Consider the following 25,359-nt stretch of genomic DNA (forward strand, 5'->3'; position numbering starts at 1 on the left):
CGTTCGGGAGCACCCCACGGGGTGGCAGGCTGAAAGCATGAGGACACTTCTCAACCTGATCTGGCTGGTGCTGGCCGGGTTCTGGCTGGCGGTCGGCTATGCGATTGCCGGTGTGATCTGCTGCGTGCTGATCGTGACCATCCCGTTCGGCATCGCGTCGTTCCGGATCGCCGGCTTCACGCTGTGGCCGTTCGGCCGGACCATGGTCGACAAGCCGAGCGCCGGGGCGGGTGCCGTACTGGGCAACATCATCTGGGTCGTCTTCGCGGGCTGGTGGCTGGTGCTCGGGCACCTGGCCACCGGGATCGCGCTCTGCGTGACGATCATCGGTATCCCGCTCGGCCTGGCCAACTTCAAGCTGATCCCGATCTCGCTGCTGCCGCTGGGCAAGGAGATCGTGCCGACCGACCAGCCGTTCGCCGTCCGTTGAGGGCGCTCACCGTCCTCGGCTCGTGCGGCGCGTGGCCGGAGGCCGGGCGGGCGTGTGCCGGCTTCCTGCTCGAGTACGACGGCTTCCGCGTCGTGCTCGATCTCGGGTACGGCGCTCTGCCGCGACTGCTGGAGCATCGGCCCAAGGGTGAGGTCGACGCGGTCGTCGTCACCCACCAGCATCCCGACCACTGCGTCGACGTGAGCGGTCTCGCGCGCGTTCGCTACTACGAGGCACCGGACGCTCCGCCGATCCCGCTGCACTGTCCATCGGGAGTGGTCGACGTACTGCGGGCGCTCGAGCCGGACCCGGATCCGGCAACCGTCTTCGACGTACACGACCTTGCGGTGACCACCCAACTCGGTCCGTTCGCGGTCGAGACGGTGGAGCTTCCGCATTACAAGACCAACTTCGGCGTCCGGCTGACTGCGCCGGGGGTGTCCGTCGCCTACACCGGGGACAGCGGTCCGTCGCCCGACCTGCGGAAGCTGGCCGAGGGGACGGACCTGTTGATCTCCGACGCGACCCATCAGGGGCCGTCACCGGACACGACGCCGCGCTATCTGATGACGGCGACCGAGGCTGGTCGGCATGCGCGTGGTGCGAGACGCTTGCTGCTGACGCATTTCTGGCCCGGCTCCGACCGGTCGATCTCGGTCGCCGAGGCACAGCAGGAATTCGACGGCGAGGTCATCGCGGCCGAGGAGGACCTCACGATCCCGCTGTGAGCCTCAGGCACTCTCGACGATCTTGCGGACGTTGGCGATGTGGCCGCAGCCGGACTCGATCAGACGGGCGCGTTCTTCGGCGAACGCGTCGCCGAGGTTGCGCCGGGTCTCCTCGGACACGTCGGTGCGCGCCGGGTTGAGAACGTCGCGCTCCTCCTCGTCCAGGTGGTGTGTGAGCGCCTCGGACAACTCGTGCAGGTTCTCGCTGAACTTCTCGCTGCCGGTGTCGTCGACCTCCATCAGCGCGAGCAACGCCGCGTTGCCTTCGTCGTGCTCGTGCTCGGAGTGCTCGACCTCGTCGGCGTCGATCGCGTCCTTCCGGCGCAGCGTCGGGTAGACCTTCGACTCCTCCGCCTCCGCGTGCGCGATCAGCACAGTCGCCAGGTCAGCCAGTACGGCGGACCGATCGCTGCGCACGTCCCGCAGTTCACGCAGTGCCTCCTCGAACCACCGGTGGTCCGCCAGGATGATCTCGACCACGTCGCCGCCGGTCGCCGGCAGGATCTTCGGCATCGGTTGCCCTCCACATCTAGAAGCGTCAGCCCGGCCGGTACCCAAGCCCGCAGCGGCTAACCTGCACGCATGCCGTCTGCCCTGGTCCGACGCCCCAGCCCACGCCTCTCCGAAGGACTGGTCACCCACATCGAACGCACCCCGGTCGACGCCGATCTCGCCGTACGCCAGTGGCAGCAGTACGTCGACGCACTCGAGGCGCACGGCTGGACCACGGTCGAGGTGCCGGCGATCGACGAGTGCCCGGACGGCGTCTTCGTCGAGGACACGATGGTCGTGTACGGCGACCTCGCGATGATCGCCCGATCAGGCGCGGACGAGCGACGACCTGAGGCAGCCGAAGCCGAGCGCGCGGTCGCGGCACAGGGCTACCGCATCACGCACATCACTGAGCCTGGGACGCTCGATGGTGGCGACATCCTCAAGATCGGCTCAACCGTGTACGCCGGCCAGGGCGGCCGCACGAATGACGAGGGCATCCGGCAACTACGTCAGGCCTTCGCGCCACTGGGGGCCGAGGTCCGCGCGGTGCCGGTGCAGAAGGTGCTGCACCTGAAGTCCGCGGTGACCGCACTACCGGACGGGACCGTCATCGGCTACGAGCCGCTTGTCGACGATCCGCAGGCGTTCGAGTCGTTCCGTCCGATGCCTGAGGAAGCTGGGTCGCACGTCGTACTGCTGGGGGAGGATCGCCTGCTGATGGCTGCCTCGGCGCCGGAGTCCGCGAAGCTGCTCGAGCAGCTCGGCTACACGCCGGTCGTCGTCGACATCAGCGAATTCGAGAAGCTCGAAGGCTGCGTCACGTGCCTGTCAGTGCGCCTTCGGCGCTGAGCAAGACCCCCGCCGTTCCTCATTCATTCAACCCATTCTGACCGCTTTCGGGTTCGTCGTCTCCTTCCGCTGAGCCGATAGCGACTTTTGTCAGGTCCGGGTCGTCGACCGCGAACGTCCGCACTGGACCTGGCGGGGTGTCCGCGGTCTCGAACCGCACCGTCACCCGGCCGCGGCCCGAGCCCCAGACCCAGCCGCGTCCGTAGTCGGGATGAGCGACGTCCTGCCCCGGATAGAACCCGACCTGGTCGCGCGGCCGCTCTGGCAACTCGACCACCTCGACCGGAGCCTCGGCGTACTCGCTCTCGGTGAAGAGGTCGTCCTGGATCCAGTCCGCGAGCGAGGAGACGCCCACACCGAGCAGGCGGATCCCGCCGCCGATCTCGCTGTCGTCGAGTAGCCGCCGCGCCACTCGTGCGATCACCCGGGCGTCGTCGGTCGGCCCGGCCAGCGTCGACGAACGCGTGTGCGTGGTGAAGTCGTGCATCCGCGTCTTGACCGTGACCGTGCGGCCGGAGAGCTGTGCCTTCTGCAGCCGTTCGGAGACGCGGTGCGCCATCCGGTCGCCGATCGCGGCCAGCAGGGAGCGATCGATGATGTCGGTCTCGAAGGTGTCCTCGACGCTGACCGACTTGGTTTCCCGGTCGCTCACCACCGGACGGTCGTCGGCCGCGATCGCCAGCCGGTACAGGCTGCTGCCGTGCGCGGAGCCGACCTGGCGGATCAACTCGTCCTCATCGAGTTGCTGCAGGTCGGCGACGGTCCGCACGCCGGCCATGCTGAGCCGCTGCGCGGTCGCGGGCCCGACACCAGGGATCACGGTCACCTGCATCGGTGCGAGGAACTCCGCCTCCGTCCCGGCCGGCACGACGACCACTCCGTCGGGCTTGTCCAAGTCACTGGCGATCTTCGCGATCAGCTTCGACGTACCGGCCCCGACCGATGCGGTAAGGCCGCCGCTCGCCTTCCGGATCGCGGCCTTGAGGTCCAAGGCGATCGCCTGCACGTCCTCGACGGTCAGCCCGGTCAGTCCGGACGCGGACAGATCGACGAACGCCTCGTCCAGCGACAACGGCTCGACCAGCGGCGACAACGCCCGCATCTCGGCCATCACCGCCTGGCTGCTCCGCCGGTACACCTCGAAGCGCGGACCGAGGTACGCCGCGTGTGGACAGCGGGACCGTGCCTCCGCCGTCGACATCGCGGAGCGCACGCCGTACTTGCGGGCCTCGTACGACGCGGTCGAGACGACGCCGCGCAGGCCGACGCCACCGACCACGACCGGCTTGCCCCGCAACGACGGCTTGTCGCGCTGCTCGACCGCCGCGAAGAACGCGTCCAGGTCGACATGCAGCACCGACGGATCACCTCGCACGGCACCAGTCTCCCTGCCAGGACCGACAATTCTGGAATGACATTCCCCGCGCACTGGGACGACGGCACCGATCCGGCCAGTCCCGAACACCAGATCCACTGGTACGACCAGCGCACGGCGATCATCCGCCAGTCGCTGCGGACCAGTTTCGAAGGGCCGTTCATCTACCTGCTGCTCGGCACCGAACGTGCGCTGCTGCTGGACACGGGCACCGGTGACGCCAAGCTTCGGCCGGTGGTCAAGAGCCTGCTGTCCGGTCAGGAGCTGATCGTCGCGCACACCCACAGCCACGGCGACCACGTCGGTGGCGACGCCGAGTTCGACCAGGTCGTCGGCAAGACCGCCGAGGACGTCGCGGCGTACTTCGAAATCGCCGATTGGCCGAACGAGGTGGTCCAGCTCGAGCTCGGCGACCGGGTCCTCGACATCATCCCGATCCCCGGACACCACGCGTCGCACATTGCCGTCTACGACCGGACCTCGAAGGTGCTGTTCAGCGGCGACTCGCTGTACCCGGGCCGGCTGTACGTCTTCGACTGGCCCGCATTCCGGGCGAGTGTGGCTCGGCTGGTCGAGTTCGTTGCCGCGGGCAATCCGGTCGAGCAGATCCTGGGTGCGCACATCGAGCTGACCCAGGAGCCCGGCCGCGACTTCGAGATGGGCGCGGACAAGCATCCGGATGAGCACGAGTTGCGGCTCGATCCCGCCGTACTGACCGAGCTGGCCCAGGTCCTCGACGAGGCCGGCCCAGAGCCGGCCCGGATCGTGCGCGATCACTTCATCGTCTATCCGGTCTGACTCCACCACGCGATTGCGCATCCCATCGATGGGCACCTTCAGGCACACTGAGCCCATGTGGGGTCAGTAGCCACCAGGGGAGGCGCAGATGGGCGAGGAAGTCGACCGGGTCGAATTCACCCGGGCGGATCGGACGGCGTTCCGCAACCAGGTCCATCGCAATCTCGACGCCTTCGCGCGGATGCTGCGCGAGGCCAGGTTCGCGCCCGACCGGCCGATGACGGGGATCGAGATCGAGCTGAACCTGGTGGACGAGAAGTGCGATCCGGCGTTCAAGAACTCCGAGGTGCTGAGCGCGATCGAGGACGACGCGTTCCAGACCGAGCTCGGCCAGTTCAACATCGAGATCAACGTTCCGCCCGGGCAGATCGACGGCATCGGCCTGGACACGATGGAGTCGAACATCCGCGACAGCCTGAACGCGGCCGAGGAGAAGGCGGCCCGGACCGGCTCGTCGATGGTGGTGGTCGGGATCCTGCCGACGCTGCTGACCGAGCACATCCATCGCGAGGCGCTCAGCACCAACCCGCGCTACGCCTTGCTCAACGACCAGATCTTCGCCGCCCGCGGCGAGGACGTGCAGATCGGGATCGACGGCATCGAGCGGTTGCAGGTGACCGCGGACAGCATCGTGCCCGAGGCCGCGTGTACGTCGACGCAGTTCCATCTGCAGGTGACACCGGAGGCGTTCCCCCGGTACTGGAACGCGGCCCAGGCGATCTCCGGCGTACAACTGGCGGTGGGTGCGAACTCGCCGTTCCTGTTCGGTAAGGAGCTATTGCGGGAAACGCGGATCGCATTGTTCGAGCAGGCCGCCGATACCCGCACCCACGAGTTGAAGACGCAGGGCGTCCGGCCGCGGGTGTGGTTCGGTGAACGCTGGATCACCTCGATCTTCGACCTGTTCGAGGAGAACTCCCGCTACTACCCGGCGCTGCTGCCGGTTACCTCCGACGAGGACCCGATCGCGGTTCTCGATCGCGGCGACACCCCAGCTCTTTCGGAGTTGCGGCTGCACAACGGGACGATCTATCGCTGGAACCGGCCCGTGTACGACGTTGTCCGGGAGAAGCCGCATCTGCGGGTGGAGAACCGTGTGCTGCCGGCCGGCCCGACTGTGGTCGACACGATCGCCAACGGCGCGTTCTACTTCGGCCTGGTCCGCGCGCTGGCCGACAGCGAACGGCCGATCTGGTCACAGATGTCGTTCAGCGCGGCGGAGGAGAACTTCCACGAAGCGGCGCGGCACGGCATCGACGCGGAGGTGTTCTGGCCGGGCGTCGGGACCGCCCGGGCGACCGAGCTCGTGCTCAGACGCCTGCTCCCGTTGGCTTCTCGCGGTCTCGACGCCTGGGGCGTCGACGCGGCGGTGCGTGATCGGCTGCTCGGAATCATCGAGCAGCGGTGCCTGACCAACCGCAACGGTGCGTCCTGGCAGGCCGACGAGTTTCACCGACTGTATACAAAGGGGTCGCACGGACGGCGCGACGCGCTGCGCGGAATGCTCCATCGCTACCGCGATCACATGCACGAGAACACGCCCGTGCACGAGTGGCCGGTGGACTGAACCGGTTAGTTGTTTTCCGACAACGTGGGACAGCCAGGGCGGAACCGAGGTCCCTCCGGCGGAACCGCTGCGACCTTGCCCAAGGCAACTGGGTGGACGAGTTCGATAACGACCCGGACTACAGGGGTGGCGCGTCGGGTGACAGCCCTGCAAAGGTGTGGCCACCGGAAGGTTAGACAGTCTTCTCGCGGGTAGTACTCGGGCACCGGCGTGGCTGCCACATCGGCGGCCTGGGCGGTGGTGGAGTACTACCCGCACGACGATCAGCCGTCCGTCACGGCCGCGACACAGCTGGTGTAAATCCAGCGGATGCCGACCACGGTCGGGAGCAGTATCGTTCGAGACGGGTCGACACGACACCCGGAGGTGAGGCAGGGCGATGACGACCATCGTCGTGGGTTACGTGCCGAAGGCCGAGGGCCGTGCGGCCCTGCGGCGGGCGGCCGAAGAGGCGACGCTTCGCGACGCAAAGCTGGTGGTGGTCAACTCACACCGGGGTGGGCGCAGTTTCGACAGCGATGAGGCCGCGGCCAGCGATGCCGCGTTGACGGAGGTACGTGAGCAACTGGACCCGACCGGTGTGCCCTACGAGGTGCGGCAACTGGTGCGTGGACTCGACCCGGCGGAGGACCTGGTGGCCGTCGCCGAGCAGGTGCATGCCGAGTTCATCGTGATCGGGCTTCGGCGCCGATCCCCGGTCGGCAAGCTCATTCTCGGCAGCAACGCCCAGCGGGTGCTGCTCGATGCTCCGTGTCCGGTGCTGGCCGTGAAGGCCGACGAAGGGGAGGACTGAGGTGACTTCGACACGCAGCAAGAAGCTGTGCCTCGCACAGCAGCCCGACGCCGACGAGATGCTGAGCAGAGATCCTTTCGCCCTGCTGGTGGGCATGTTGCTGGACCAGCAGATTCCGATGGAGCGCGCGTTCGCGGGACCGGTCGCGATCGCCAAGCGGATGGACGGCCCCTTCGATCCGTCCACGGTGGCGCACTACGACCCGGACGCGTTCGTCGAGGTAGTGGCCGGTCCGCCGGCCGTGCACCGGTTCCCGACCGCGATGGCGGCCCGGATCCAGACGCTGGCCAAGCACCTGGACGAGGAGTACAGCGGTAACGCTTCGGGCCTGTGGTCCGATGTGAAGTCTGGGGACGACCTGCTGGCCAGGTTGTCGGCCCTGCCGGGCTTCGGCGCGCAGAAGGCGAAGATCTTCGTGGCGCTGCTCGGCAAGCAACTCAAGGTCCGGCCGCGGGGCTGGCGCGAGGCATCCGAGCCGTACGGCGAGGACGGCGCGTACAAGTCCGTCGCGGACGTGATCGACGTGGCGTCTTTGGTGAAGGTGAGACAGTTCAAGCAGGAGCAGCAGTTGGTCCGGCAACGCGTGGTGGTCCGTCCACTGCGGCAGACCCGGAACGGCTGAGAACGGACGACCGCAAACGCACTGTTCGACGGCGACACCGACCAGGCCTCCACCGGCGCGGGAACACCCGCCCGGCGGAGGCCTGAGCGCGCCGATCGGGGGGTCGTGGCGCGCCCGGGCTTGGTTCGCGGATTACAATGTAGTGTTGCCGCCGCCTGACCAGCGAGCAGCCGCACACAGTCGTACCCAAGAACACCCTGAGTTCCTGGCACCACCAGCACCAACACAACGTCGTACCGCCGTACAAACCCTGCGTCAGACGAGAGGTAATTCGTGTCGTCCAGCTCGTCCGAGAATCTTCCCGCCGAGTCAGCCCGGGCCGTGGCCGCCACCGCCCGCAGCACGGCTCCGAGGACCAGCGCCCGAGTGACCGAGCCTGCTGCCAAGAAGGCGGCAGTGAAGAAGGCCGCGGCCAAGCCTGCCGCCGGCACCAAGGAGGACGGTATCCCCGCGAAGAAGGCCGCCGCGAAGAAAGCGCCGGCGAAGAAAGCCGTCTCCGAAGCTGGTCTGGCGATCGACCCCAAGACCGGCAAGCCGCGCTCGCTGGACGATGTCGATGAGGCCGACTTCAGCCCGGACGCGGTCAAGCCGCTGGAGAAGGAGCTGACCGAGGACGAGGGCTTCGTCGTCTCCGAGGCCGACGAGACCGACGAGCCCGAGCAGCAGGTGATGGTGGCCGGGGCCACCGCCGACCCGGTCAAGGACTACCTGAAGCAGATCGGCAAGGTCCCGCTGCTGAACGCCGAGCAGGAGGTCGAGCTCGCCAAGCGGATCGAGGCCGGCCTGTTCGCCGAGGAGCAGCTGGGCGACGAGGCCGCCAAGCTGAAGGACAAGGTCCGCGACGAGTACGACTGGATCTCCGAGGACGGCCGCCGGGCGAAGAACCACCTGCTCGAGGCCAACCTGCGTCTGGTGGTGTCGCTGGCCAAGCGCTACACCGGCCGCGGCATGTTGTTCCTGGACCTGATCCAGGAGGGCAACCTCGGTCTGATCCGCGCGGTCGAGAAGTTCGACTACACCAAGGGCTACAAGTTCTCGACGTACGCCACCTGGTGGATCCGGCAGGCGATCACCCGCGCGATGGCCGACCAGGCGCGGACGATCCGTATCCCGGTGCACATGGTCGAGGTGATCAACAAGCTGGCCCGGGTGCAGCGGCAGATGCTGCAGGATCTCGGTCGCGAACCCACTCCGGAAGAGCTCGCCAAGGAGCTCGACATGACCCCGGAGAAGGTCATCGAGGTGCAGAAGTACGGCCGCGAGCCGATCTCGCTGCACACGCCGCTGGGTGAGGACGGCGACTCCGAGTTCGGCGACCTGATCGAGGACTCCGAGGCGATCGTGCCGGCCGAGGCTGTCTCGTTCACCTTGCTGCAGGAGCAGTTGCACGCGGTGCTGGACACCCTGTCCGAGCGCGAGGCCGGTGTGGTCTCGATGCGCTTCGGCCTGACCGACGGCCAGCCGAAGACGCTGGACGAGATCGGCAAGGTGTACGGCGTCACCCGCGAGCGGATCCGGCAGATCGAGTCCAAGACGATGTCGAAGCTGCGGCACCCGTCCCGTTCGCAGGTCCTGCGCGACTACCTGGACTGATGACGATGGGTCAGGTCCTCGCCGGCGTACTCGCGCTGGTGGTGCCTGTCCTCGACACAGCAACTCTGGCCGCCGCCGTCTTCACGGCGGCGGCCTTGCTGTTCACTCTGCTGCTGGTGGCGCGCTCGTCGGCGCGGGGCTCGGTTGCCTCGCCGCTGCCGGCGCGTGTCAGCGCCACCCGGGCCAACGCCCGGCGTACTGCTTATCTGTCTCTTCGCGACCCCGACGCGGCCGGCCGGCCACGTCCACGAGCACCGGGACGGTAGCGGACTTCCTCGCTACCCGTTCCTTCTCACTCGTGGAGTTGTGCTGTGCCTTCGTTCCTGGAGGCACCGGTCGCCGGTGCCTATCACTTGCTCACGTCCCTCGTCGCCGCCATCGAACCGCTCGCCGGCAGCTATGCCGCCGTGATCGCGATCGTCTTCTGCACCCTCGTCGTCCGCCTGTGTCTGGTCCCGCTCAGCGTGCGGGCGCAGCGCGGGTTGCGTGCCCGCGCCGAGCTCATGCCACAGCTGAAGAAACTCAGCGATCGTCACCGCGGCGATCCTGAGCGTCTCCAGCGCGAGCTCGCCAAGCTGCAGGCAGAGTCGGGTACGTCGGTGTTCGCCGGACTGCTGCCGACGCTCGCGCAGTTTCCGTTCTTCTGGCTGATGTACACACTGTTCTCCCGCGCGATGGTGGCGGGGGAGTCGAACCAGCTGATCAGCGGCAGCCTCTTCGGCGCACCGCTCGGCCTGCACTGGCCGGTCCTCACCGGTACGCCGGCCTTCCTCGTGCTCGCCGTACTGCTGGGAGTCGTCGCCTGGTTCTCGGCCCGCTTGCAGCTTCGCCAACTCGACGAGACGGCGACGCCGTTGTCCCGCCGGCTCGCCCGGATCCTGCCGTTCGGCACGCTGCTGAGCGCTGCTTTCCTTCCGCTCGCGGCAGGGCTCTACCTGCTCACCACGACGACGTGGACCGTCGTCGAGCGCACCATCCTGCAGCGCTGACCGTTGCCTTGAGCAACGGTCGGTTGCCATCGCTCGACTGATTCTGATACCGTCTTTAATAAAGCCGGTTGCATAATAAGTTGGGGTCGATGGACACTGCACGAGGAGCCGCCCAGGCGGAGCGATCGGCGAACCAGGTCGCCTGCCTGCGCGCACTGGCTGACGCCGACGACGCGCAAACCGTGGGCGTCATCAGCGCGGAGACCGGACTGTCACGCCCCACGGTGCACGCCGTCCTCGACGATCTCGTCGAGGCTGGTCTGGTCGTGCCGACCGATCGGTCGATCGTGGGGCCGGGGCGGCCTGCGCGCGCCTTTCGGTTCGTCCGGGAGGCCGGACTTGTCGCCGGAGTGGACCTCGGCCCGCGTGGGGTGCGAGCTATCATCTGCGACCTGTCCGGCCGCCGGCTGGGCTACACGGAGCTTCTGCGGGAACGGCCCGCTGAGATCTCGTCGATCCAGAGCGCGATTCACGCGGCGGCCGAGGAGAGTTCGCTCGATCTCGGACGCCTGCGTGCGGTCGGACTGGCGCTCCCCGGTGTAGTGGAGGCGAACGGTCACCTGCGTGCCAGCCTCGCCCTGCCCGAACTGGTCGGCCTGCCGATCGCGGAGACCGTGGCGCAGGACCTCGGCCGTCCGGTTGCCATCGACAACGACATCAAGCTGGCCGCACTCGCCGAGCAGCGCGGTGGCGCCGGACGCGGGTACTCCGATGTCGTCTATCTCCAGATCGGCCATCGGCTGTCCGTGTCGATCGTCCTGAACGGAGTCATCCGGCAAGGACGTCACCGCCTGGCCGGCGAGCTCGGAGCGCAGCGAGGCATGCGCTGGACACGGAACGCGGACCGAGGGCAGCTGATCTGGACGTCACACCCGACCGGTGAGGCCGTGCTGAAGGCAGCCGCTGACGGCGATGTGGACGCCCAGGCGGAGATCGACGACTTCTGTGCGCAGATCGCCGGACGCATCGCCACGGTGTTGCTGGTCGTCGATCCCGAGATCGTGGTCGTGCGGGGTGGACCCGCGCAGGAGAGTGCCGCGCTGCTTCGTTCGCTCGAGGCCGCGGTCGAGAGGGAGTTGCTCTTCCCCGAGCGGCCACCGTTCGTCGCCTCGGCCCTGGGCCGGGAGGCCGTGGTGCTCGGGGCGGTCGGCACAGCGTTCGACCAGTTCAGTACACGCATCTACGGCGTTCACGACTACCCCAGTCCGTGGCGCCGGATCACTCACGACCTGGAGAGGACCAGCAAGTGAAGCTAGGAGTCAGCTCGTACTGCTTTCGCAGCCTGATGGCCAGCGGCGAGATGGACCTGATCGCAGTACTGGATTGGGTCGCGTCGTCACCCGCGGGACATCTGGAGATCGCCGCCATGGACGGCGAGTACTACCTGGAGAACGACGGTGTGGTCCGTGATGCGGCCGCGCATGCCGGCGACCTCGGCGTACCGATTGTGAACTATCTGGTCAGCGGCGACCTGCGGACGGCGGAGGACAAGGAGATCGACCGCCTTCGCCGGCAGCTGGATGTCGCGCACCGGTTCGGCGCTCGCATCTTCCGCCACGACGTCGCGCCGTGGTCGTGGCGTGAGCAGGACCCGGGGGAGTTCGAGACGACGTTCGAGAAGGTCGTCGAAGGCTGCCGTGCGGTCGCCGATCACGCCGCCGAGCTGGGCATCGTGTCGACGATCGAGAACCACGGCTTCTTCATGAACGGCAGCGACCGGCTGGCGCGGCTCGTGCACGCCGTGGATCGCCCGAACTTCCGGGTCACACTCGACCTCGGCAACGGGCTCTGCGTCGGCGAGGTGCCCGGCAAGACCGCCGCCGGACTGATCGACATCGCGGCGATCGTGGGCGTGAAGGACTTCCACATCCGCCGGTCGGCAGGGGACGGCTGGCTGAAGACGCTGGCCGGCGACTACCTGCTCGGCACGATCGCGGGGCACGGAGATCTGGACCTGGCGGGCCTGCTGGCTCTGGTCGGCACCAGGCCCGAACTGCCTGTGAGCCTCGAGTTCGAGGGCCTGGAATCGACTCCGAACGCCATCGAGCGCTCGCTCAACAACATCCTCAGACTGGCTGGAGCTGCCTGACATGACGACTCGCATTGCTGTGATCGGGGTGGGCTCGATCGCCACCCAGCACCTGATCTCGTACCAGAAGAATCCGCAGGCCGAGCTGGTCGCCGTGTGCGACATCGACCAGACCCGCGCCAAGGCGCAGGCCGACAAGTTCGGCGTACCGAAGGCGACGGATGTCGTCGACGAGATCTTGTCCGATCCCGGCATCGACGCGGTGAGCATCTGCGTGCCGAACTTCCTGCACGCCAAGTTCGCCGAGGCCGCGCTGCGGGCCGGCAAGGACGTGCTGGTCGAGAAGCCGATGTCGGTGAACGTCGCCGAGGCCGAGGCGCTGGTCCAGGCGACCAAGGAGACCGGGCAGGCGCTGCAGATCGGCTACGTACGCCGTTTCGCTCCGAACGCCCTGGTCACCAAGCGATTCCTGGACGAGGGCGAGTTCGGCGACATCTACGCCGCGCGGGCGACGATCATTCGTGCCGCCGGCAACCCTGGTGGCTGGTTCGGTGACGTGGCGGTCTCGGGCGGCGGCCCACTGATCGATTTGGGTGTCCACATCATCGACCTGTGCTGGTACCTGATGGGGATGCCCGCGCCGGTGTCGGTGTCGGGCGCGACGTTCTCGCCGCTGGGGGCTCGGGACAACATCAAGCATCTGACCCGGTACCGGGCCGCGTCGGAGACCCGGGTGAACAACGTCGAGGACTACGCGACGGCGCAGATCCGGTTCGAGAACGGGGCGGTTCTCGACGTGGATACGTCGTACTCGCTGCACGCGCGGAACTCGACGAGTGTGAAGATCCACGGCGACAAGGGCGGCGCGGAGATCGAGCCCGAGCTGCTGATGATCACCGAGCGGCACGACACGCTGGTGCACATCCAGCCGCAGATCGACTCGCTCGGGTTCGACTTCACGGTCGGGTTCGCCAACCAGATCGACCACTTCCTGCAGATCTGCCGCCGGGAGATCCCGGCCGACGCCACCGCGGAGCACGGTCTCGAGATGGCACGCATGCTGACCGCGATCTACGAGTCGGCCCGGAATGGATCCGAGGTCACCATCGCGCGATGACGCGGTCGACCGGATTCAGTCGCGGCCCAGCCGGGTCTGGAGACCGTCCAGGATCCGGTCGAGTCCGTAGCTGAAGGCGTCCTCGGACCCTTCGACCAGGTCGGCGTCGCCGTAGGCGGCGTACAGCGCCCGCATGCGGGGGTGTGGATCGGCGGCTCGCACGGCCGCCGGCCACACCGCCGCCTGCCAGGCGGCCATGTCCTCGCCGCTGCGCTTGAGCTTGCTGGCCGTGGCCGCCTCGACCGAGGCGATGCCGATGACGTAGCCGAGCACGGTCTTCGACGCCTGGTCGGCCTCGATCAGCTCGAAGCCCGCGCCCAGGTAGACCCCGAGCATCGCGTCCGAGACGCGCATCAGGTTCGGGCCGAGGTAGTTCATCCCGACGTCGGCGAGGGTCGGCGCGACCCACGGGTGCCGCACGATCATCGAGCGGAGGCTGCGCGCCGCCGCGTCGGCCGCATCCCGCCACTGACCCGGCTCGGTCACGTCGGGGACCTCGATCTCGCCGTACACCTCGTCGACGACGAGCTCGAGCAGCTCGTCCTTGTTCGCGACGTGCCAGTACACAGCCGTGGCGACCGCGCCGAGTGCGGCACCCAGCTTGCGCATGGTCAGCGCCTCCAGACCGTCGGCGTCCAGCAGCTTGATCGCCTCAGCGACGATCTGCTCTTGGGTGAGAGCCGGGTGCTCGCGGCGGCGGCCGCGCTTGGGCCGGGTCCAGACGGACGTGTACTCCTCGGTCGCCATCGTCAACCTCCTCGTCGGCCTCCACCCTAGCCGATTCCTGAACGCTGTGCAGGACTTGACCCATGTTCAATGCCTATTGCACACTGTTCAGGCAAGCTGCACACCGTTCAATTACAATCCCGAGGAGGTGCGTGATGACCGCTCGTCATCCGCGTCGGTGGCTGATCCTGATCGTGCTCTGCCTGAGCACACTCGTCCTGGTGCTGGACAACGGTGTGCTCAACGTGGCCATCCCGGTGCTGACGGAGGACCTGGGGGCGACCGCCCAGGAGATCCAGTGGATCGTGGCCAGCTACATCCTGGTCTTCGCCGGCCTGCTGCTCACCGCCGGCAGCCTGTCCGACCGGTACGGCCGGAAGAAGGTGATGATCACCGGCCTCGCGATCTTCGGTGCCGCCTCTCTGGTCGCGACGTACGCCGGCAGTCCGGAGATGCTCATCACCGGTCGCGTCCTGATGGGGATCGGCGGCGCGATCGTGATGCCGAGCACGTTGTCGGTACTGATCACGGTCTTCGACGACGACGAACGCCGCAAGGCGATGTCGATCTGGAGTTCGGTGCTGATGGTCGGCCTGATCGGTGGCCCGGTGCTCGGCGGCGCGCTGATCGCCAAGTTCTGGTGGGGTTCGGTCTTCCTGATCAATGTTCCTGTCGTCGTACTGGCGATCGCGGCCGCGGTGATCCTGATGCCGGAGTCGAAGAGCCCGTGGCGCAAGCCCGACCCGCTCGGAGCGCTGCTGTCGATGGTGGGCCTGGTCTCGCTGGTATGGGTCATCATCGAGCTGCCCGAGCACGGTGTGTCCTGGCCGATTCTCGCGATCGCCGTCGTCAGCCTGAGCGCGTTCGTCGCCTGGGAGTTGCGTACGCCGGTGCCGATGGTTCCGCTCGAGCTGTTCCGGAGCCGCAACTTCAGCGGGGGAAGCCTGTCGCTGGTGCTGCTTCAGGTTGCCAACGGCGGGTTGATTCTGGCGCTGACGCAGTACATGCAGTTCGTCCTCGGCTTCTCGCCGACCAAGGCCGGCCTGGCGATGATCCCGATGGCGGTCGGCGTGATCGTCGTCAACGGCGTGGGTGCCACGCTCGGCCAGAAGATCGGCAACCGGCCGATGACGGTGGTCGGACTGGTCGGCCTGGCCGCCGGCTTCTGGGTCATGTCGACGCTGTCCGCCGATGACGGCTTCGGGATGGTGACCGTCGCGCTGGTGGTGTTCGGCGTCGGTGCCGGGTTGGCGCAGCCCGCTGCGACCGCCGCGCTGATGGGTGCGGTGCCGCACGAGCACGCCGGTGTCGGTTCAGCGCTGAACGACACCGTTCAGCAGGCGGGAGCGGCGCTCGGGATCGCGATCCTGGGCAGCGCGCTGGCCCACAACTTCACCGCGAAGATGCCCGAGTCCGCTCCGGCCCAAGCACGCGGCTCGATCGGTGAGGCGCTGGCCGTTGCCGCGAGCACCGGTGACAACGGCCTGGCCCGAGTCGCCAAGACGACGTTCGCCCACGCGATGTCCGGGACCTTCGTCGTCAGCGCGATCGCCGTTCTCGGGTCCGCGGTACTCGCCTTCGTCCTGCTCCGCGACAAGAAGTCGACCGGCCCCGAGGCCGACGTCGTCGACGAGACGCAGGCAGTCACTCACTGACGACGAGCGCCGCCGCCGTCCTGCTCTCAGCTGAGCAGGGCGGCGGTGATCTTTGCGGCGTTCTCGTCGAGCCAGGTCTGGCGGGCCTTGATCGTGTCGGGGAGGCCTTCGCTCCACATCCGCTGCCAGCCGCCGCCCAGGGTCTCCGCGCGGTACTTCATCGTGTGCCAGCCCCGCTCGTTGAGGACTGACGCGAGGTCCATCAGGCGGTGGCGGTCAGGCAACGACAGCCCGTACGCGTCGGCGATCAGCCGGCACCGGCGCGGGCGGTCGAGGCCTCGCTGGGCCGGATCGAGGTCGGCGTCGTCACCGAACGGCGCCCACCACAGCATGAGGTTGACCAGCTCGCGAGCCTTGCTGGTCGGCCTGGCGAAGTCGAAGTCGATCAGTGCGTACGCGCGGCCGTCGCGGAACACGACGTTGTCCGGAGTGATGTCCTGATGACCGACCAGCTCCAGCGGATCATCCAGCTCGGGCAGGCCGGGCGGCTCGAACGGCGGCGGCAGGTCGGTAGGGATCCCGAATCCCTCGACCGCGTCGTGGTACGCGCGGACGAGCCGGGCGACCGAGATCATGCGCTCCTCGTCGGCCATCCAGGCGGGCTGCGGCCGGCCGGCAACCTCACCCTCGATGTAGCTGAGCACCTCGCGGCCGGCGGAGTCGATGCCGAGGAAGCGCGGGGCGCCGTCGAACCCGACCGACTCCAGGTGCCGCAGCAGGTCCCGGACCATTTCGACCCGCTCACCGGGCGGGCGCCGTACCGTGTCGCCGACGCGGACGAGACCCTCGGTCACGTCACCACCGGTCAGTGGGATCTCTTCGCCGTCTTCCGTCCACGTCTGCACAGTGCCCCCAGTTGGTAGTCGCGGACACGCTACCTGATCCCCGGTCGTGCGTTCACCGGACTTTCGGCGCGGCCGTTCACCTGGATGTCACCGACGCAGCCGAGTCTTGGGTCCCATGAGCACCCCTGACTTGGTCAACGAACTCGGCTTCCGTGTCCTCGAGGAGGAGGACGACGACCCGGTGCTGCTACGTGCGGACGGTACGCCGGTCGACACCTGGCGGGAGGGTTATCCGTACGGCGAGCGGCTCGCGCGGGAGATCTACGACCGGGACAAGCGGCTGCTGCAGATCGAGTTGCTCAAGCTGCAGTACTGGGTGAAGCGGTCGCAGCAGCGGCTGGTGATCGTGTTCGAGGGCCGCGACGCGGCCGGCAAGGGCGGGACGATCAAGCGGTTCATGGAGCACCTGAACCCGCGCGGCGCGCGGATCGTGGCGCTGGAGAAGCCGACCGAGCGCGAGCAGACCCAGTGGTACTTCCAGCGGTACGTCGAGCATCTGCCGTCGGCCGGGGAGATGGTGCTGTTCGACCGATCCTGGTACAACCGGGCCTGCGTCGAGCGGGTGATGGGGTTCTGCGCGCAGGACGAGTACGAGGAGTTCCTGCGGCAGGCGCCGGAGTTCGAGCGGATGCTGGTCCGCTCCGGCATCCTGCTGGTCAAGCTGTGGTTCTCGGTGTCTCAGGCCGAGCAGCAGACCCGGTTCACGATCCGCCAGATCGACCCGGTCCGGCAGTGGAAGCTGTCGCCGACCGACCTTGCGTCGCTGGACAAGTGGGGCGCCTACACCGAGGCCAAGGAAGCGATGTTCCACTACACCGACACCGGCGACGCGCCGTGGACCGTGGTCAAGAGCAACGACAAGAAGCGCGCCCGGCTCGAGGCCATGCGGCACGTGCTGAGCCTGTACGACTACGCCGACAAGGACGTCGAACTCGTCGGCCGCCCCGACCCCAAGATCCTCGGCCCGGCCGCCGAGGTCCTCGAACACGGCGAATCCGCCACCCGCGTTTTCCTTGTGCTCTAAGGGTTCAGGGGGAGGAGGACGGTGAAGGTGGCTCCGTGCGGCTTCGCGTCGGTGACGGTGACTCGGCCGCGGTGGGCGGCGACGAGCGCGGCGACGATGGACAGGCCGAGGCCGGAGCCGCCGGTCGAGCGGGTCCGGGCCGAGTCGGCGCGGTAGAAGCGTTCGAAGACGCGCGCCTTCTGGTCGTCGCTCAGCCCGGGACCCGAGTCGCTCACCTCGAGCACGGCCTCGGCGTCGCGCGTCCCGACCGAGACGAGGATCGGTGCGTCCATCGGCGTGTGGTGGAGCGCGTTGCTGATCAGGTTGCCGAGCACCTGACGCAGCCGGGTCTCGTCACCTTCGACCACGGGCGCTTCGGAGTCCGGCAGGATCTTCAGCGAGATGTTTCGCTCGGGCTGCACCGCCTGGGCGTTGTGCAGTGCGTCGGCAGCGATCGGCAGCAGGTCGACCGGCTCCATCCGCAGCGGTCGCTGCTGGTCGAGGCGGGCCAACAGCAACAAGTCGTCGACGAGGAGACCCATCCGCTTCGCCTCATCCTCGATCCGGCGCATCGTGTCGGCGTCGCCGCTGTCACCACGCTGGCGGGTCAGTTCGGCAAAGCCTCGGATCGACGTCAGCGGCGTACGCAGCTCGTGCGACGCGTCCGCGACGAACCGCCGCATTCGCTCCTCCGACTGCCTCGCCGCCTCCTCCGAACGCCGAGCCGCGTCCTCGGATCGGCGCGCGGCGAACTCCGACGCGGTTCGTTGCGCGAACGCGGTCTCGATCTGTCCGAGCATCTGGTTCAGCGCAAGCGACAACCGCCCGACCTCGGTCCGTGGATCCCGTTGCGGCACCCGCCGGCTCAGGTCACCGCCGGCGATCGCGACCGCGGTGTGCTCGACATCCTCCAGTCCGCGCAGACTTCGCCGTACGACGAAGGTCCCGACGCCGGCCAGCAGCACGAGCAGGATGACGCCGGCGGCGGCCTGTACGCCGACCAGTCGCTGCAGTGTCCGGCTCATGTCGTGCAGGCTCTGGGCGACCATCACTGAACCGCTGCCGTCGGACAGCGGTACGGCGAGCACGCGCCAGGATGCACCGCCCGACACCGCGTCGACGTTGAACGGGTGCCCATCGAGCGCTCGGACCTGATTGAGGTTGAGCGTAGGCAGGTCCGGCAGCGGCGCCTCGCCCTCAACCAACTGGGCGCGGAACGGCCCACCGCTGGCCTGGCCCTCGGAATCGTTGAACTGCACCACGAACACACTCGGCAGCGGCCGGCGCCGACCGTCGCCGGGCCCCATCGGCCGGTCCAACGGGTTGCGCTGCAGTGGCATCGAGGCCTGCTGCAGTTGCTCGTCGACGCGATCGACCAGGTAACCCCGCATGATCGTGGTCGCCAGTACACCGGAGGCCACAAGCGCCAGCGCCACCAACGTCAGCAGGACGACGACGATGGTGACGCGAAGCGGGTACCGGTCGGTGAAGCGCCGGTGGTTCAGCTGCATCAGTTGGGGCCTCGTGGGGTGCGCAGGACATAGCCGACCCCGCGGACAGTGTGGAGCAGCTTCTGGTCGCCGGTGTCGACCTTACGGCGCAGGTACGACATGTACGACTCGACCACGCCCGCGTCGCCGGCGAAGTCGTAGTTCCAGACCGCCGACAGGATCTGGCCCTTCGACATCACCCGCTCGGCGTTCTCCAGCAGGCAACGCAGCAGCTTGAACTCGGTCAGCGACAGCTGCACCGCCTCGCCCGCTTTGAAGACCTCGTAGCTGTCCTCGTTCAGCTCGAGATCCGCATACTTCAGTACGGCGGCATCCGGCGCGGCCTGCTCGCGGTGGCCGGATCGGCGCAGCAGCGCCCGCACCCGGGCGACGAGCTCGTCCAGGCTGAACGGCTTGGTCACGTAGTCGTCGCCGCCGGTGTGCAGGCCGAGCACCTTGTCCTCGACCGCGTCGCGCGCGGTGAGGAACAGCACCGGCACGTGCCGGTCCTCACCGCGCAGCCGGCGGACCACCTCGAAGCCGTCCAGTCCGGGCATCATCACGTCGAGCACGACCAGGTCGGGCTCCACCTCGCGCGCCTTGCGCAGCGCCTCGGCGCCATGGGTCGCCGTGGTCACGTCGTACCCGGCGAAACGCAGGCTCGCGGACAGCAGTTCGACGATGTTCGGCTCGTCGTCGACCACCAGCAGATGCGGACTCATGTCCCCAGTCTGCCGCCGGCACCCGTGGGAACCCTGGAAGGTTCCTGGCAATCAGCTGTGAGTCGCTCGTCAGCGGGGCCCGCGCTTGAAGCCCCACTTGTCGCCGGCCGCCTTCCGGACGGTGCCGTCGTTGACCGAGCTCGCGGTGGCCTTGCCGTCCGCGACCACTGCGGTCACCTGGACCGTGTTTCCGACCTTGACGTCGTCGATTCCGTCCCGGGCGGCGTTCACGAGGGTGTCCTCGGTGAGCGTGTAAGTCCGGCTGTAGCCGTCCTCGCTCTTCACCGTGATCGAGTCCTTGCTGACCGCGGTCACCTCGCCACGCTGGGTCGCCACGGTCTGGTAGCCGCCACCGTCCTTCGGCACCACGAACTCGCCGTGCAGCGCGCCACCCATTCCGAACTCGCCACGGTGGCCGAGGCCCTTGCCCGGGCCAGGCTGGTTCGACGGAGCCGAGGGGGAGGCGGAGGGCGAGGGCGACGGCGTCGGGTCAGCGTTTGTCGCCGCCCAGGCGACACCACCCGCGGTCGTGGTCGCCGCGACGGCGGCGACTGTGCCGGCGATCCGCCAGCGCTTGTCCGAGAGCTTCTGCAACGTCGCCATGCCTGACTGCCTTCCGTACTGCGTGCCGGCCGAATCACCGGCACTGGTCCTCACCACGCTGCCAGACGGAACTGAGACGAGGCTCCGGCGAACCTTGGAAAACCCTGGCAATCAGACCAGGAACAGCACGGCGACGAGCCAGACGGCGGCGGCGAGCGACGCACCGATGAACTCGATCAGGATCGACACCCCCGTCGCGCGGAGGGCGTGCTTGGTCGACGTCCAGGCGTCCGCGTGCGTCTTCAGCCGCTGCCACTCGGACAGATAGACGCCGAGGGGGAAGCCGACGAACATGCCGACCACCGGGATCACGAAGAAGCCGACGATGCCGAGCAGAACCCCGACGACCATCGACCGCCGGGGAACCCCGGACTCACGCAGTTGACGCTCCGGTACGACGTACTTGACCACCTGGCTGGCCCCGATCAGGACGACCGCGGCGGCGAGCACGATCCAGGCCGTCGGCCCCTTCTCGACCAGCGCCCAGACCAGGATCGCCGCCAGGCTGAGAATGGCGCCCGGCAGCACCGGGATCACGATCCCCAGAATGCCGACGAAGATCACCACGCCGATCAAGAACGTGCCAAGAGTGTCCACGGGGGCAACTGTGCCGCAAAACCAGGCCCTTAGGGTGGAGGTATGTCCCAGCTGCACGAACTGGTCACCGCCCTCGCTGCTCCGTGGGTGGTCCTCTCGCCGCGTTCCGGTCAGTTGACCGGGAACAACGCTGTGGAGGGCCTGTACGCCCAGGACCGCCGGATCCTGTCCCGGTCGATCGTGACGATCAACGGCCGCGAGCCGCTCCCGGTGCACGCCGACGAACGAGGTGCGGCGTCCCACGAGTACGTCGCCCAGGTCGAGGACGTCGGCGACACCCGGCACGACCCGACCGTGATGCTGTACCGGACCCGCGACGTCGACCGCCACGGCATGACCGAGCGGATCATGCTGGTGAACCGGTCCCGTACGGCGATCGAGTGCCGGCTTGATGTTGCCCTGGGCACCGATCTGGCCCCGATGGCCGCGGTCCGCAACGGCACGGCGGACGAGCTGCCCGCCCTGACTCCCACGCGTGACGGAGAGACCGTTCTCCATTGGGAGAGTGCGGGCACCCGGGTGAGCGCGAGCCTCGACCCGGGTGTCAGTGCGACGCCGCGGCTCGAACCGGGGGAGGAGTTCACCCTCACGGTCCGCGTGACCGCCGAGTTCCCGCCGTCGACCACCGGGTTCAGCATCGACCCGCCACCGGCGACACCGCAGTACGAGCTCGACGTCAACTGCGACGACAAGCGGGTCGAGCGCTGGGTGGAGCGGTCACTCGATGACGTGCGCGCGCTGCAACTCGCGGTCGGCAACGACCGCTACCTCGGCGCCGGACCGCCGTGGTTCCTGACGCTCTTCGGCCGTGACTCGCTGATCGCGTCCAGCATGCTGATCCCGGTCGATCCCGAACTCGCCGCCGGCACGCTGCGTGCGCTTGCGGCCAAGCAGGGCACCAAGGTCGACCCGGACACGGCCGAGCAGCCCGGCAAGATCCCGCACGAGCTCAGGGTCGAGGATGCCGACCACGGTGGCGGTCTGGTTCTGCCGCCGGTGTACTACGGGACGCACGACGCGACGCAGCTGTGGATCACGACGCTACACAAGGCCTGGCGCTGGGGCATGCCCGCGGACGAGGTGCGGGACCTGCTGCCGAACCTCATCCGCGCCCTCACCTGGATCAAGGAGTACGCCGACCCCGACGGCGACGGCTTCCTCGAGTACATCGACGAGTCCGGGCACGGGCTGGCCAACCAGGGCTGGAAGGACTCAGGCGACGCGGTCCAGTGGCCGGACGGCACGCTCGCCACCGCACCCATCGCGCTGTGCGAGGTGCAGGGCTATGCCTACGCGGCAGCCGTCCAGGGCGCCGAGTTGCTGGAGGCGCATGGTGAGTCGGGCGACGAGTGGCGGCTGTGGGCTACCGCGATGCAGGAGCGGTTCCGCAGTGCGTTCTGGGTGGACGGCTATCCGGCCATCGCACTCGACGGCGCCAAGAACGCCGTGGCTGGGCGAGCGTCGAACATGGGTCACCTGCTCGGAACTGGACTGCTGGACGCCGAGGAGGAGCAGACGGTCGCCGAGGTCTTGGCCGGTGAGGATCTGGACAGTGGGTTCGGCCTGCGAACGTTGTCCACGGCAATGACCCGGTTCAATCCGCTCGGCTACCACACCGGCAGCGTCTGGCCGCACGACACCGCGATGACGGTCCAGGGCCTGTACGCGACCGGTCACGCGGAGCTGGCTTCGTCGTACGTGGACGGCCTGATCCGTGCCGCGGAGGCGTTTGGCTATCGGCTGCCGGAGCTGTTCGGCGGGCGGGGGAGGACAGCGGAGCGGACCCCGACGCCGTACCCGGCGTCGTGTCGGCCGCAGGCCTGGGCGGCTGCCTCGGCGATCGCCGTTGTGGTAGCCGCGCTCGGGATCGAGCCCGACGTACCTGGTGGCCGCCTGGTCGTGAACCCGGCCGAGGAGCTGCCGTGGGAGCGCCTGGAGGTCAGCGGTCTGCGGCTCGGCGGCGAGGTCCTGTCGGTGCGGCTGGAGGCCGGGAAGCTGACAGTGCTGGAAGCTCCGAAGGATCTCCAGTACTGATCAGACAGTGAGTACGGCGGCTGTCGCGAGGACGAGGTACACGGCGGCGACGAGCCGGTTGCGCCACGCGCTCGTCGTCCGGGCCGAGCGGACCCGGCGGCCGATCGCGTCGGCGCCAACGGCGTAGCACAGGTCGAGGGACAGGCCGATCAGCAGCGCGCCCGCGCCGAGCAGCAGCATCTCGGTGCGGAGCTGATCGGGTCCGGCGTCGCGAGTGGTGAACTGCGGGAGGAAGGCGAGGAAGAAGAGCGCGGCCTTCGGGTTGAGCAGGTTCACCACGATGCCGTCGCGGAAGATCCGGCCGAGCGGTGCGGGCGGCACACCGCCGTGCGGCTCGGTCGTCGGAGTCTTCAGCATCTTCACGCCGAGGAAGGCGAGGTAGAGCGCACCGGTCAGAGTGATTGCGGTGAACAGCGTCGGCGACGCCTTCACGAGCGTCGCCAGGCCGAGCGCCGCGACCACGATGTAGACCAGCGTGCCGGTCTCGATTGCGAGTGCGGACACCACACCGGCCCGGCGCCCTTGGGTCAGGCTCCGCAGCGAGATGTAGAGGTTGTTCGGCCCTGGCATCCCGACCAGCACCACCGTCGCGCCGGTGAATCCCAGCAATTGCCCGATCCCCATGATCCCCTGCCTCCACTCGAACTGGACTGCCTTCTCCGTCTAGCCTGGCGGCGCGGGAACCAGTCCACCCGAGCCAATAGGGGGAGAAGTGGACCGTTCTGGAGACCCGGCCGTTCTCGCCGACCTGATCGGCAGCCGGCTGACCGGTCAGGCAGGTGGGCTGTATCGCCGGCTCGCCGACGCCATCGCGGCGCTGATCGGTTCGACCGAGCTCCCGGTCGGCGCGCGCCTCCCGGCCGAGCGCCGTCTCGCCGAGGCCCTCGCGATCAGTCGGTCAACGGTCGTCGCGGCGTACGACGAACTGCGCGCTCGCGGGCTCGTGGAGAGCCGCCGGGGGAGCGGTACGACGGTCGCGCGGGCGGCCGGACGTGGTCGTTCACGAGCGGACAAGCGAATGCCGGCCGGGTACGGCGAGTCGCTCTTCCACCGGATCGCGGTCGGTCCGGGTGAGGTCATCTCCCTCACGTACGCCGTCGACCCGGGGCTGCCGGAACTCGCGGACGAACTGATCGACCTGGCGAGTGGGGACCTGCCCGCACTGCTCGACGATGTCGGGTACCACCCGCGGGGTCTGGCGGTGCTGCGTGAGCGGATCGCTGATCACTTTTCTGAGTCCGGACTGCCCACATCGGCCGACGAGATCGTGGTCACAACCGGGGCGCATCAGGCGATCGCGCTGGTCACACAGATGTACCTGCGGACAGGGGCTGCGGTCGTCATCGAGCAGCCGAGTTGGCCCGGGTGTTTCGATCTGTTCGGTGCGGCTGGTGGGCGGGTGGTCGGCGTACCGCTGGACGATGCGGGGATCCGGCCGGATCTGCTGACGGCGGCGTTCGCGGAGCATCAGCCGGCCCTGTTGTTCGTGATGCCGACGTTCCACAATCCGACCGGTCGGCTGATGTCGGCGAACCGGCGTCGGCAGGTTGCCGAGATCGCGGCGAAGCATGGCGTGGTGGTTGTGGAGGACAACGCGTACTCGGCGTGGGATCCGTCCGGGCCGGCGATTCCGCCACCACTGGCCGCGTATGCCCCGGACGGGTGCGAGGTGCTCACGATCGGGTCGGTCTCGAAGGCGGTGTGGGGCGGGCTGCGGATCGGGTGGATCCGGGCGTCGCGACCGCTGGCCGAGCGGTTGGCGCGGCACAAGGCGCTGGCTGATCTGGGCAGCCCCGTGATCGATCAGGCACTCACCGCGCGGTTGCTGCCGCGGCTGGCGGAGCTGACGGCGGCACGGGGGCGGGTCTCGACGACGCGCAAGAAGCTGATGGGTCAGTTGCTGAGCGAGCGTTTGCCTGAATGGGAATGGGCGGAGCCCGAAGGTGGGTCGGCGTTGTGGATCCGGCTGCCGGATACGGACGCGCGGGTCTACGCGCAGGTGGCGTTGCGGCATGGGGTCGAGGTGGTCGCCGGGCGTGCGATGGATCCGACCGGGGAGCACGACGACTACCTACGGGTGCCATTCGCTTACGCAGAGCCAATACTTGACGATGCAGTGTCCCGGCTGGCTGCCGCGTGGCACGAACTCCGCCGGCACGGCCCCGGGCCCGGCGTACCCGTCGTCTGAAGTCTTCTGCACACACAGATTGCCAGCGCACAGAAGGATGGCGGTCACCCCTCCGGGTGGACCGCCATCGAGTCCTGCAGGTCTTTGGCGCCGCCGTTGGCGCTTTTATGA

General features: G+C 68.2%; 26 protein-coding genes. 17 read left to right on the forward strand and 9 right to left on the reverse strand.

The window, feature by feature from the left end:
• Positions 1-37: 37 nt before the first annotated feature.
• Positions 38-430 (forward strand): YccF domain-containing protein, encoded by a 393-nt coding sequence (locus E0H75_RS22680; protein ID WP_131515646.1) that lies wholly within the window; start codon positions 38-40, stop codon positions 428-430.
• Positions 427-1,158, forward strand: coding sequence for an MBL fold metallo-hydrolase (locus E0H75_RS22685; RefSeq protein WP_131515647.1), 732 nt, complete (start codon positions 427-429; stop codon positions 1,156-1,158). The genes E0H75_RS22680 and E0H75_RS22685 overlap by 4 nt, the downstream gene beginning before the upstream one ends.
• Positions 1,159-1,161: 3 nt before the next feature.
• On the opposite strand, the gene E0H75_RS22690 is transcribed toward E0H75_RS22685, so the two are convergent.
• Complete coding sequence (locus E0H75_RS22690) at positions 1,162-1,671, reverse strand: hemerythrin domain-containing protein (RefSeq protein WP_131515648.1); 510 nt, start codon at positions 1,669-1,671, stop codon at positions 1,162-1,164.
• Positions 1,672-1,740: 69 nt separating this feature from the next.
• On the opposite strand from E0H75_RS22690, the gene ddaH reads away from it, so the two are divergent.
• Entirely contained in the window at positions 1,741-2,502 is a 762-nt protein-coding gene (gene ddaH / locus E0H75_RS22695) for a dimethylargininase (RefSeq protein WP_131515649.1), read from the forward strand.
• A 19-nt stretch (positions 2,503-2,521) separates the two neighbouring features.
• Here the strand turns inward: ddaH and E0H75_RS22700 are convergent, their stop codons facing one another.
• Positions 2,522-3,877, reverse strand: a complete 1,356-nt coding sequence (locus E0H75_RS22700) for a DNA polymerase IV (protein WP_131515650.1) — start codon at positions 3,875-3,877, stop codon at positions 2,522-2,524.
• A 36-nt stretch (positions 3,878-3,913) separates the two neighbouring features.
• Here E0H75_RS22700 and E0H75_RS22705 point away from each other — a divergent pair, with 36 nt between their 5' ends.
• The 10 genes from E0H75_RS22705 (at position 3,914) to E0H75_RS22750 (ending at position 13,385) form a co-directional block, all read left to right on the forward strand.
• Positions 3,914-4,675: an MBL fold metallo-hydrolase gene (locus tag E0H75_RS22705; RefSeq protein ID WP_165553963.1), complete on the forward strand. Its 762-nt coding sequence runs from the start codon at positions 3,914-3,916 to the stop codon at positions 4,673-4,675.
• Between the two features lie 88 nt (positions 4,676-4,763).
• Positions 4,764-6,242, forward strand: coding sequence for a glutamate-cysteine ligase family protein (locus E0H75_RS22710; protein ID WP_131515652.1), 1,479 nt, complete (start codon positions 4,764-4,766; stop codon positions 6,240-6,242).
• 379 nt (positions 6,243-6,621) lie between these two features.
• A complete protein-coding gene (locus E0H75_RS22715; protein WP_131515653.1) occupies positions 6,622-7,035 on the forward strand; it encodes a universal stress protein in 414 nt (137 codons plus the stop codon).
• A gap of 1 nt (position 7,036) precedes the next feature.
• A complete protein-coding gene (locus E0H75_RS22720) occupies positions 7,037-7,657 on the forward strand; it encodes an HhH-GPD-type base excision DNA repair protein (protein WP_131515654.1) in 621 nt (206 codons plus the stop codon).
• 273 nt (positions 7,658-7,930) lie between these two features.
• Positions 7,931-9,250 carry an RNA polymerase sigma factor gene (locus E0H75_RS22725; RefSeq protein WP_131515655.1) on the forward strand — a complete coding sequence of 440 codons (1,320 nt, stop codon included), beginning with the start codon at positions 7,931-7,933 and terminating at the stop codon, positions 9,248-9,250.
• The gene (locus E0H75_RS22730) at positions 9,250-9,516 is read left to right on the forward strand and encodes a DUF6412 domain-containing protein (protein ID WP_131515656.1); all 267 of its coding nucleotides are present in this window, start codon (positions 9,250-9,252) and stop codon (positions 9,514-9,516) included. The genes E0H75_RS22725 and E0H75_RS22730 overlap by 1 nt, the downstream gene beginning before the upstream one ends.
• Before the next feature lie 45 nt (positions 9,517-9,561).
• Entirely contained in the window at positions 9,562-10,239 is a 678-nt protein-coding gene (locus tag E0H75_RS22735; RefSeq protein ID WP_131515657.1) for a YidC/Oxa1 family membrane protein insertase, read from the forward strand.
• Positions 10,240-10,328: 89 nt separating this feature from the next.
• Positions 10,329-11,489 (forward strand): ROK family transcriptional regulator, encoded by a 1,161-nt coding sequence (locus E0H75_RS22740; protein WP_131515658.1) that lies wholly within the window; start codon positions 10,329-10,331, stop codon positions 11,487-11,489.
• A complete protein-coding gene (locus E0H75_RS22745) occupies positions 11,486-12,328 on the forward strand; it encodes a sugar phosphate isomerase/epimerase family protein (protein WP_131515659.1) in 843 nt (280 codons plus the stop codon). The genes E0H75_RS22740 and E0H75_RS22745 overlap by 4 nt, the downstream gene beginning before the upstream one ends.
• Before the next feature lies 1 nt (position 12,329).
• On the forward strand, positions 12,330-13,385 hold the full coding sequence (locus E0H75_RS22750; RefSeq protein WP_131515660.1) for a Gfo/Idh/MocA family protein: 1,056 nt from the start codon (positions 12,330-12,332) through the stop codon (positions 13,383-13,385).
• 15 nt (positions 13,386-13,400) lie between these two features.
• Here the strand turns inward: E0H75_RS22750 and E0H75_RS22755 are convergent, their stop codons facing one another.
• Complete coding sequence (locus tag E0H75_RS22755) at positions 13,401-14,132, reverse strand: TetR/AcrR family transcriptional regulator (RefSeq protein WP_131515661.1); 732 nt, start codon at positions 14,130-14,132, stop codon at positions 13,401-13,403.
• Between the two features lie 134 nt (positions 14,133-14,266).
• On the opposite strand from E0H75_RS22755, the gene E0H75_RS22760 reads away from it, so the two are divergent.
• Complete coding sequence (locus E0H75_RS22760) at positions 14,267-15,766, forward strand: MFS transporter (RefSeq protein ID WP_131515662.1); 1,500 nt, start codon at positions 14,267-14,269, stop codon at positions 15,764-15,766.
• Between the two features lie 26 nt (positions 15,767-15,792).
• On the opposite strand, the gene E0H75_RS22765 is transcribed toward E0H75_RS22760, so the two are convergent.
• The gene (locus tag E0H75_RS22765) at positions 15,793-16,611 is read right to left on the reverse strand and encodes a phosphotransferase (protein ID WP_131515663.1); all 819 of its coding nucleotides are present in this window, start codon (positions 16,609-16,611) and stop codon (positions 15,793-15,795) included.
• A gap of 115 nt (positions 16,612-16,726) precedes the next feature.
• Here E0H75_RS22765 and ppk2 point away from each other — a divergent pair, with 115 nt between their 5' ends.
• Positions 16,727-17,635: a polyphosphate kinase 2 gene (gene ppk2, locus E0H75_RS22770; RefSeq protein WP_131515664.1), complete on the forward strand. Its 909-nt coding sequence runs from the start codon at positions 16,727-16,729 to the stop codon at positions 17,633-17,635.
• On the opposite strand, the gene E0H75_RS22775 is transcribed toward ppk2, so the two are convergent.
• The 4 genes from E0H75_RS22775 to E0H75_RS22790 all read right to left on the reverse strand — a co-directional run bounded on the left by E0H75_RS22775 (position 17,632) and on the right by E0H75_RS22790 (position 21,026).
• A complete protein-coding gene (locus tag E0H75_RS22775; RefSeq protein WP_131515665.1) occupies positions 17,632-19,125 on the reverse strand; it encodes a sensor histidine kinase in 1,494 nt (497 codons plus the stop codon). The two genes, ppk2 and E0H75_RS22775, sit on opposite strands and share 4 nt — an antisense overlap.
• Positions 19,125-19,826 (reverse strand): response regulator transcription factor, encoded by a 702-nt coding sequence (locus tag E0H75_RS22780; protein ID WP_131515666.1) that lies wholly within the window; start codon positions 19,824-19,826, stop codon positions 19,125-19,127. The genes E0H75_RS22775 and E0H75_RS22780 overlap by 1 nt, the downstream gene beginning before the upstream one ends.
• A 69-nt stretch (positions 19,827-19,895) precedes the next feature.
• Complete coding sequence (locus E0H75_RS22785) at positions 19,896-20,429, reverse strand: hypothetical protein (protein WP_131515667.1); 534 nt, start codon at positions 20,427-20,429, stop codon at positions 19,896-19,898.
• Between the two features lie 111 nt (positions 20,430-20,540).
• Positions 20,541-21,026, reverse strand: coding sequence for a DUF456 domain-containing protein (locus tag E0H75_RS22790; protein ID WP_131515668.1), 486 nt, complete (start codon positions 21,024-21,026; stop codon positions 20,541-20,543).
• Between the two features lie 42 nt (positions 21,027-21,068).
• Between E0H75_RS22790 and E0H75_RS22795 the strand changes: the two genes are divergently transcribed.
• Positions 21,069-23,060, forward strand: coding sequence for an amylo-alpha-1,6-glucosidase (locus tag E0H75_RS22795; protein WP_131515669.1), 1,992 nt, complete (start codon positions 21,069-21,071; stop codon positions 23,058-23,060).
• Here E0H75_RS22795 and E0H75_RS22800 read toward each other — a convergent pair whose 3' ends face one another.
• Positions 23,061-23,684, reverse strand: a complete 624-nt coding sequence (locus E0H75_RS22800; protein ID WP_131515670.1) for a LysE family translocator — start codon at positions 23,682-23,684, stop codon at positions 23,061-23,063.
• A gap of 88 nt (positions 23,685-23,772) precedes the next feature.
• Here E0H75_RS22800 and E0H75_RS22805 point away from each other — a divergent pair, with 88 nt between their 5' ends.
• Positions 23,773-25,248 carry an aminotransferase-like domain-containing protein gene (locus tag E0H75_RS22805; RefSeq protein ID WP_202873127.1) on the forward strand — a complete coding sequence of 492 codons (1,476 nt, stop codon included), beginning with the start codon at positions 23,773-23,775 and terminating at the stop codon, positions 25,246-25,248.
• Positions 25,249-25,359: the final 111 nt, after the last annotated feature.

The sequence above is a fragment of the Kribbella capetownensis genome, assembly GCF_004331485.1.
GTDB classification, from domain to species: domain Bacteria; phylum Actinomycetota; class Actinomycetes; order Propionibacteriales; family Kribbellaceae; genus Kribbella; species Kribbella capetownensis.

Bases quoted from the DNA above. Each gene is read 5' to 3' on its own strand.
- ppk2 (WP_131515664.1), top strand. From the start codon at position 16,727: ATGAGCACCCCTGACTTGGTCAACGAACTCGGCTTCCGTGTCCTCGAG.
- ddaH (WP_131515649.1), top strand. From the start codon at position 1,741: ATGCCGTCTGCCCTGGTCCGACGCCCCAGCCCACGCCTCTCCGAAGGA.
- E0H75_RS22680 (WP_131515646.1), top strand. From the start codon at position 38: ATGAGGACACTTCTCAACCTGATCTGGCTGGTGCTGGCCGGGTTCTGG.
- E0H75_RS22705 (WP_165553963.1), top strand. From the start codon at position 3,914: ATGACATTCCCCGCGCACTGGGACGACGGCACCGATCCGGCCAGTCCC.
- E0H75_RS22755 (WP_131515661.1), bottom strand. From the start codon at position 14,132: ATGGCGACCGAGGAGTACACGTCCGTCTGGACCCGGCCCAAGCGCGGC.
- E0H75_RS22780 (WP_131515666.1), bottom strand. From the start codon at position 19,826: ATGAGTCCGCATCTGCTGGTGGTCGACGACGAGCCGAACATCGTCGAA.
- E0H75_RS22785 (WP_131515667.1), bottom strand. From the start codon at position 20,429: ATGGCGACGTTGCAGAAGCTCTCGGACAAGCGCTGGCGGATCGCCGGC.
- E0H75_RS22715 (WP_131515653.1), top strand. From the start codon at position 6,622: ATGACGACCATCGTCGTGGGTTACGTGCCGAAGGCCGAGGGCCGTGCG.
- E0H75_RS22795 (WP_131515669.1), top strand. From the start codon at position 21,069: ATGTCCCAGCTGCACGAACTGGTCACCGCCCTCGCTGCTCCGTGGGTG.
- E0H75_RS22775 (WP_131515665.1), bottom strand. From the start codon at position 19,125: ATGCAGCTGAACCACCGGCGCTTCACCGACCGGTACCCGCTTCGCGTC.
- E0H75_RS22730 (WP_131515656.1), top strand. From the start codon at position 9,250: ATGACGATGGGTCAGGTCCTCGCCGGCGTACTCGCGCTGGTGGTGCCT.
- E0H75_RS22750 (WP_131515660.1), top strand. From the start codon at position 12,330: ATGACGACTCGCATTGCTGTGATCGGGGTGGGCTCGATCGCCACCCAG.
- E0H75_RS22760 (WP_131515662.1), top strand. From the start codon at position 14,267: ATGACCGCTCGTCATCCGCGTCGGTGGCTGATCCTGATCGTGCTCTGC.
- E0H75_RS22740 (WP_131515658.1), top strand. From the start codon at position 10,329: ATGGACACTGCACGAGGAGCCGCCCAGGCGGAGCGATCGGCGAACCAG.
- E0H75_RS22710 (WP_131515652.1), top strand. From the start codon at position 4,764: ATGGGCGAGGAAGTCGACCGGGTCGAATTCACCCGGGCGGATCGGACG.
- E0H75_RS22800 (WP_131515670.1), bottom strand. From the start codon at position 23,684: ATGGGGATCGGGCAATTGCTGGGATTCACCGGCGCGACGGTGGTGCTG.
- E0H75_RS22690 (WP_131515648.1), bottom strand. From the start codon at position 1,671: ATGCCGAAGATCCTGCCGGCGACCGGCGGCGACGTGGTCGAGATCATC.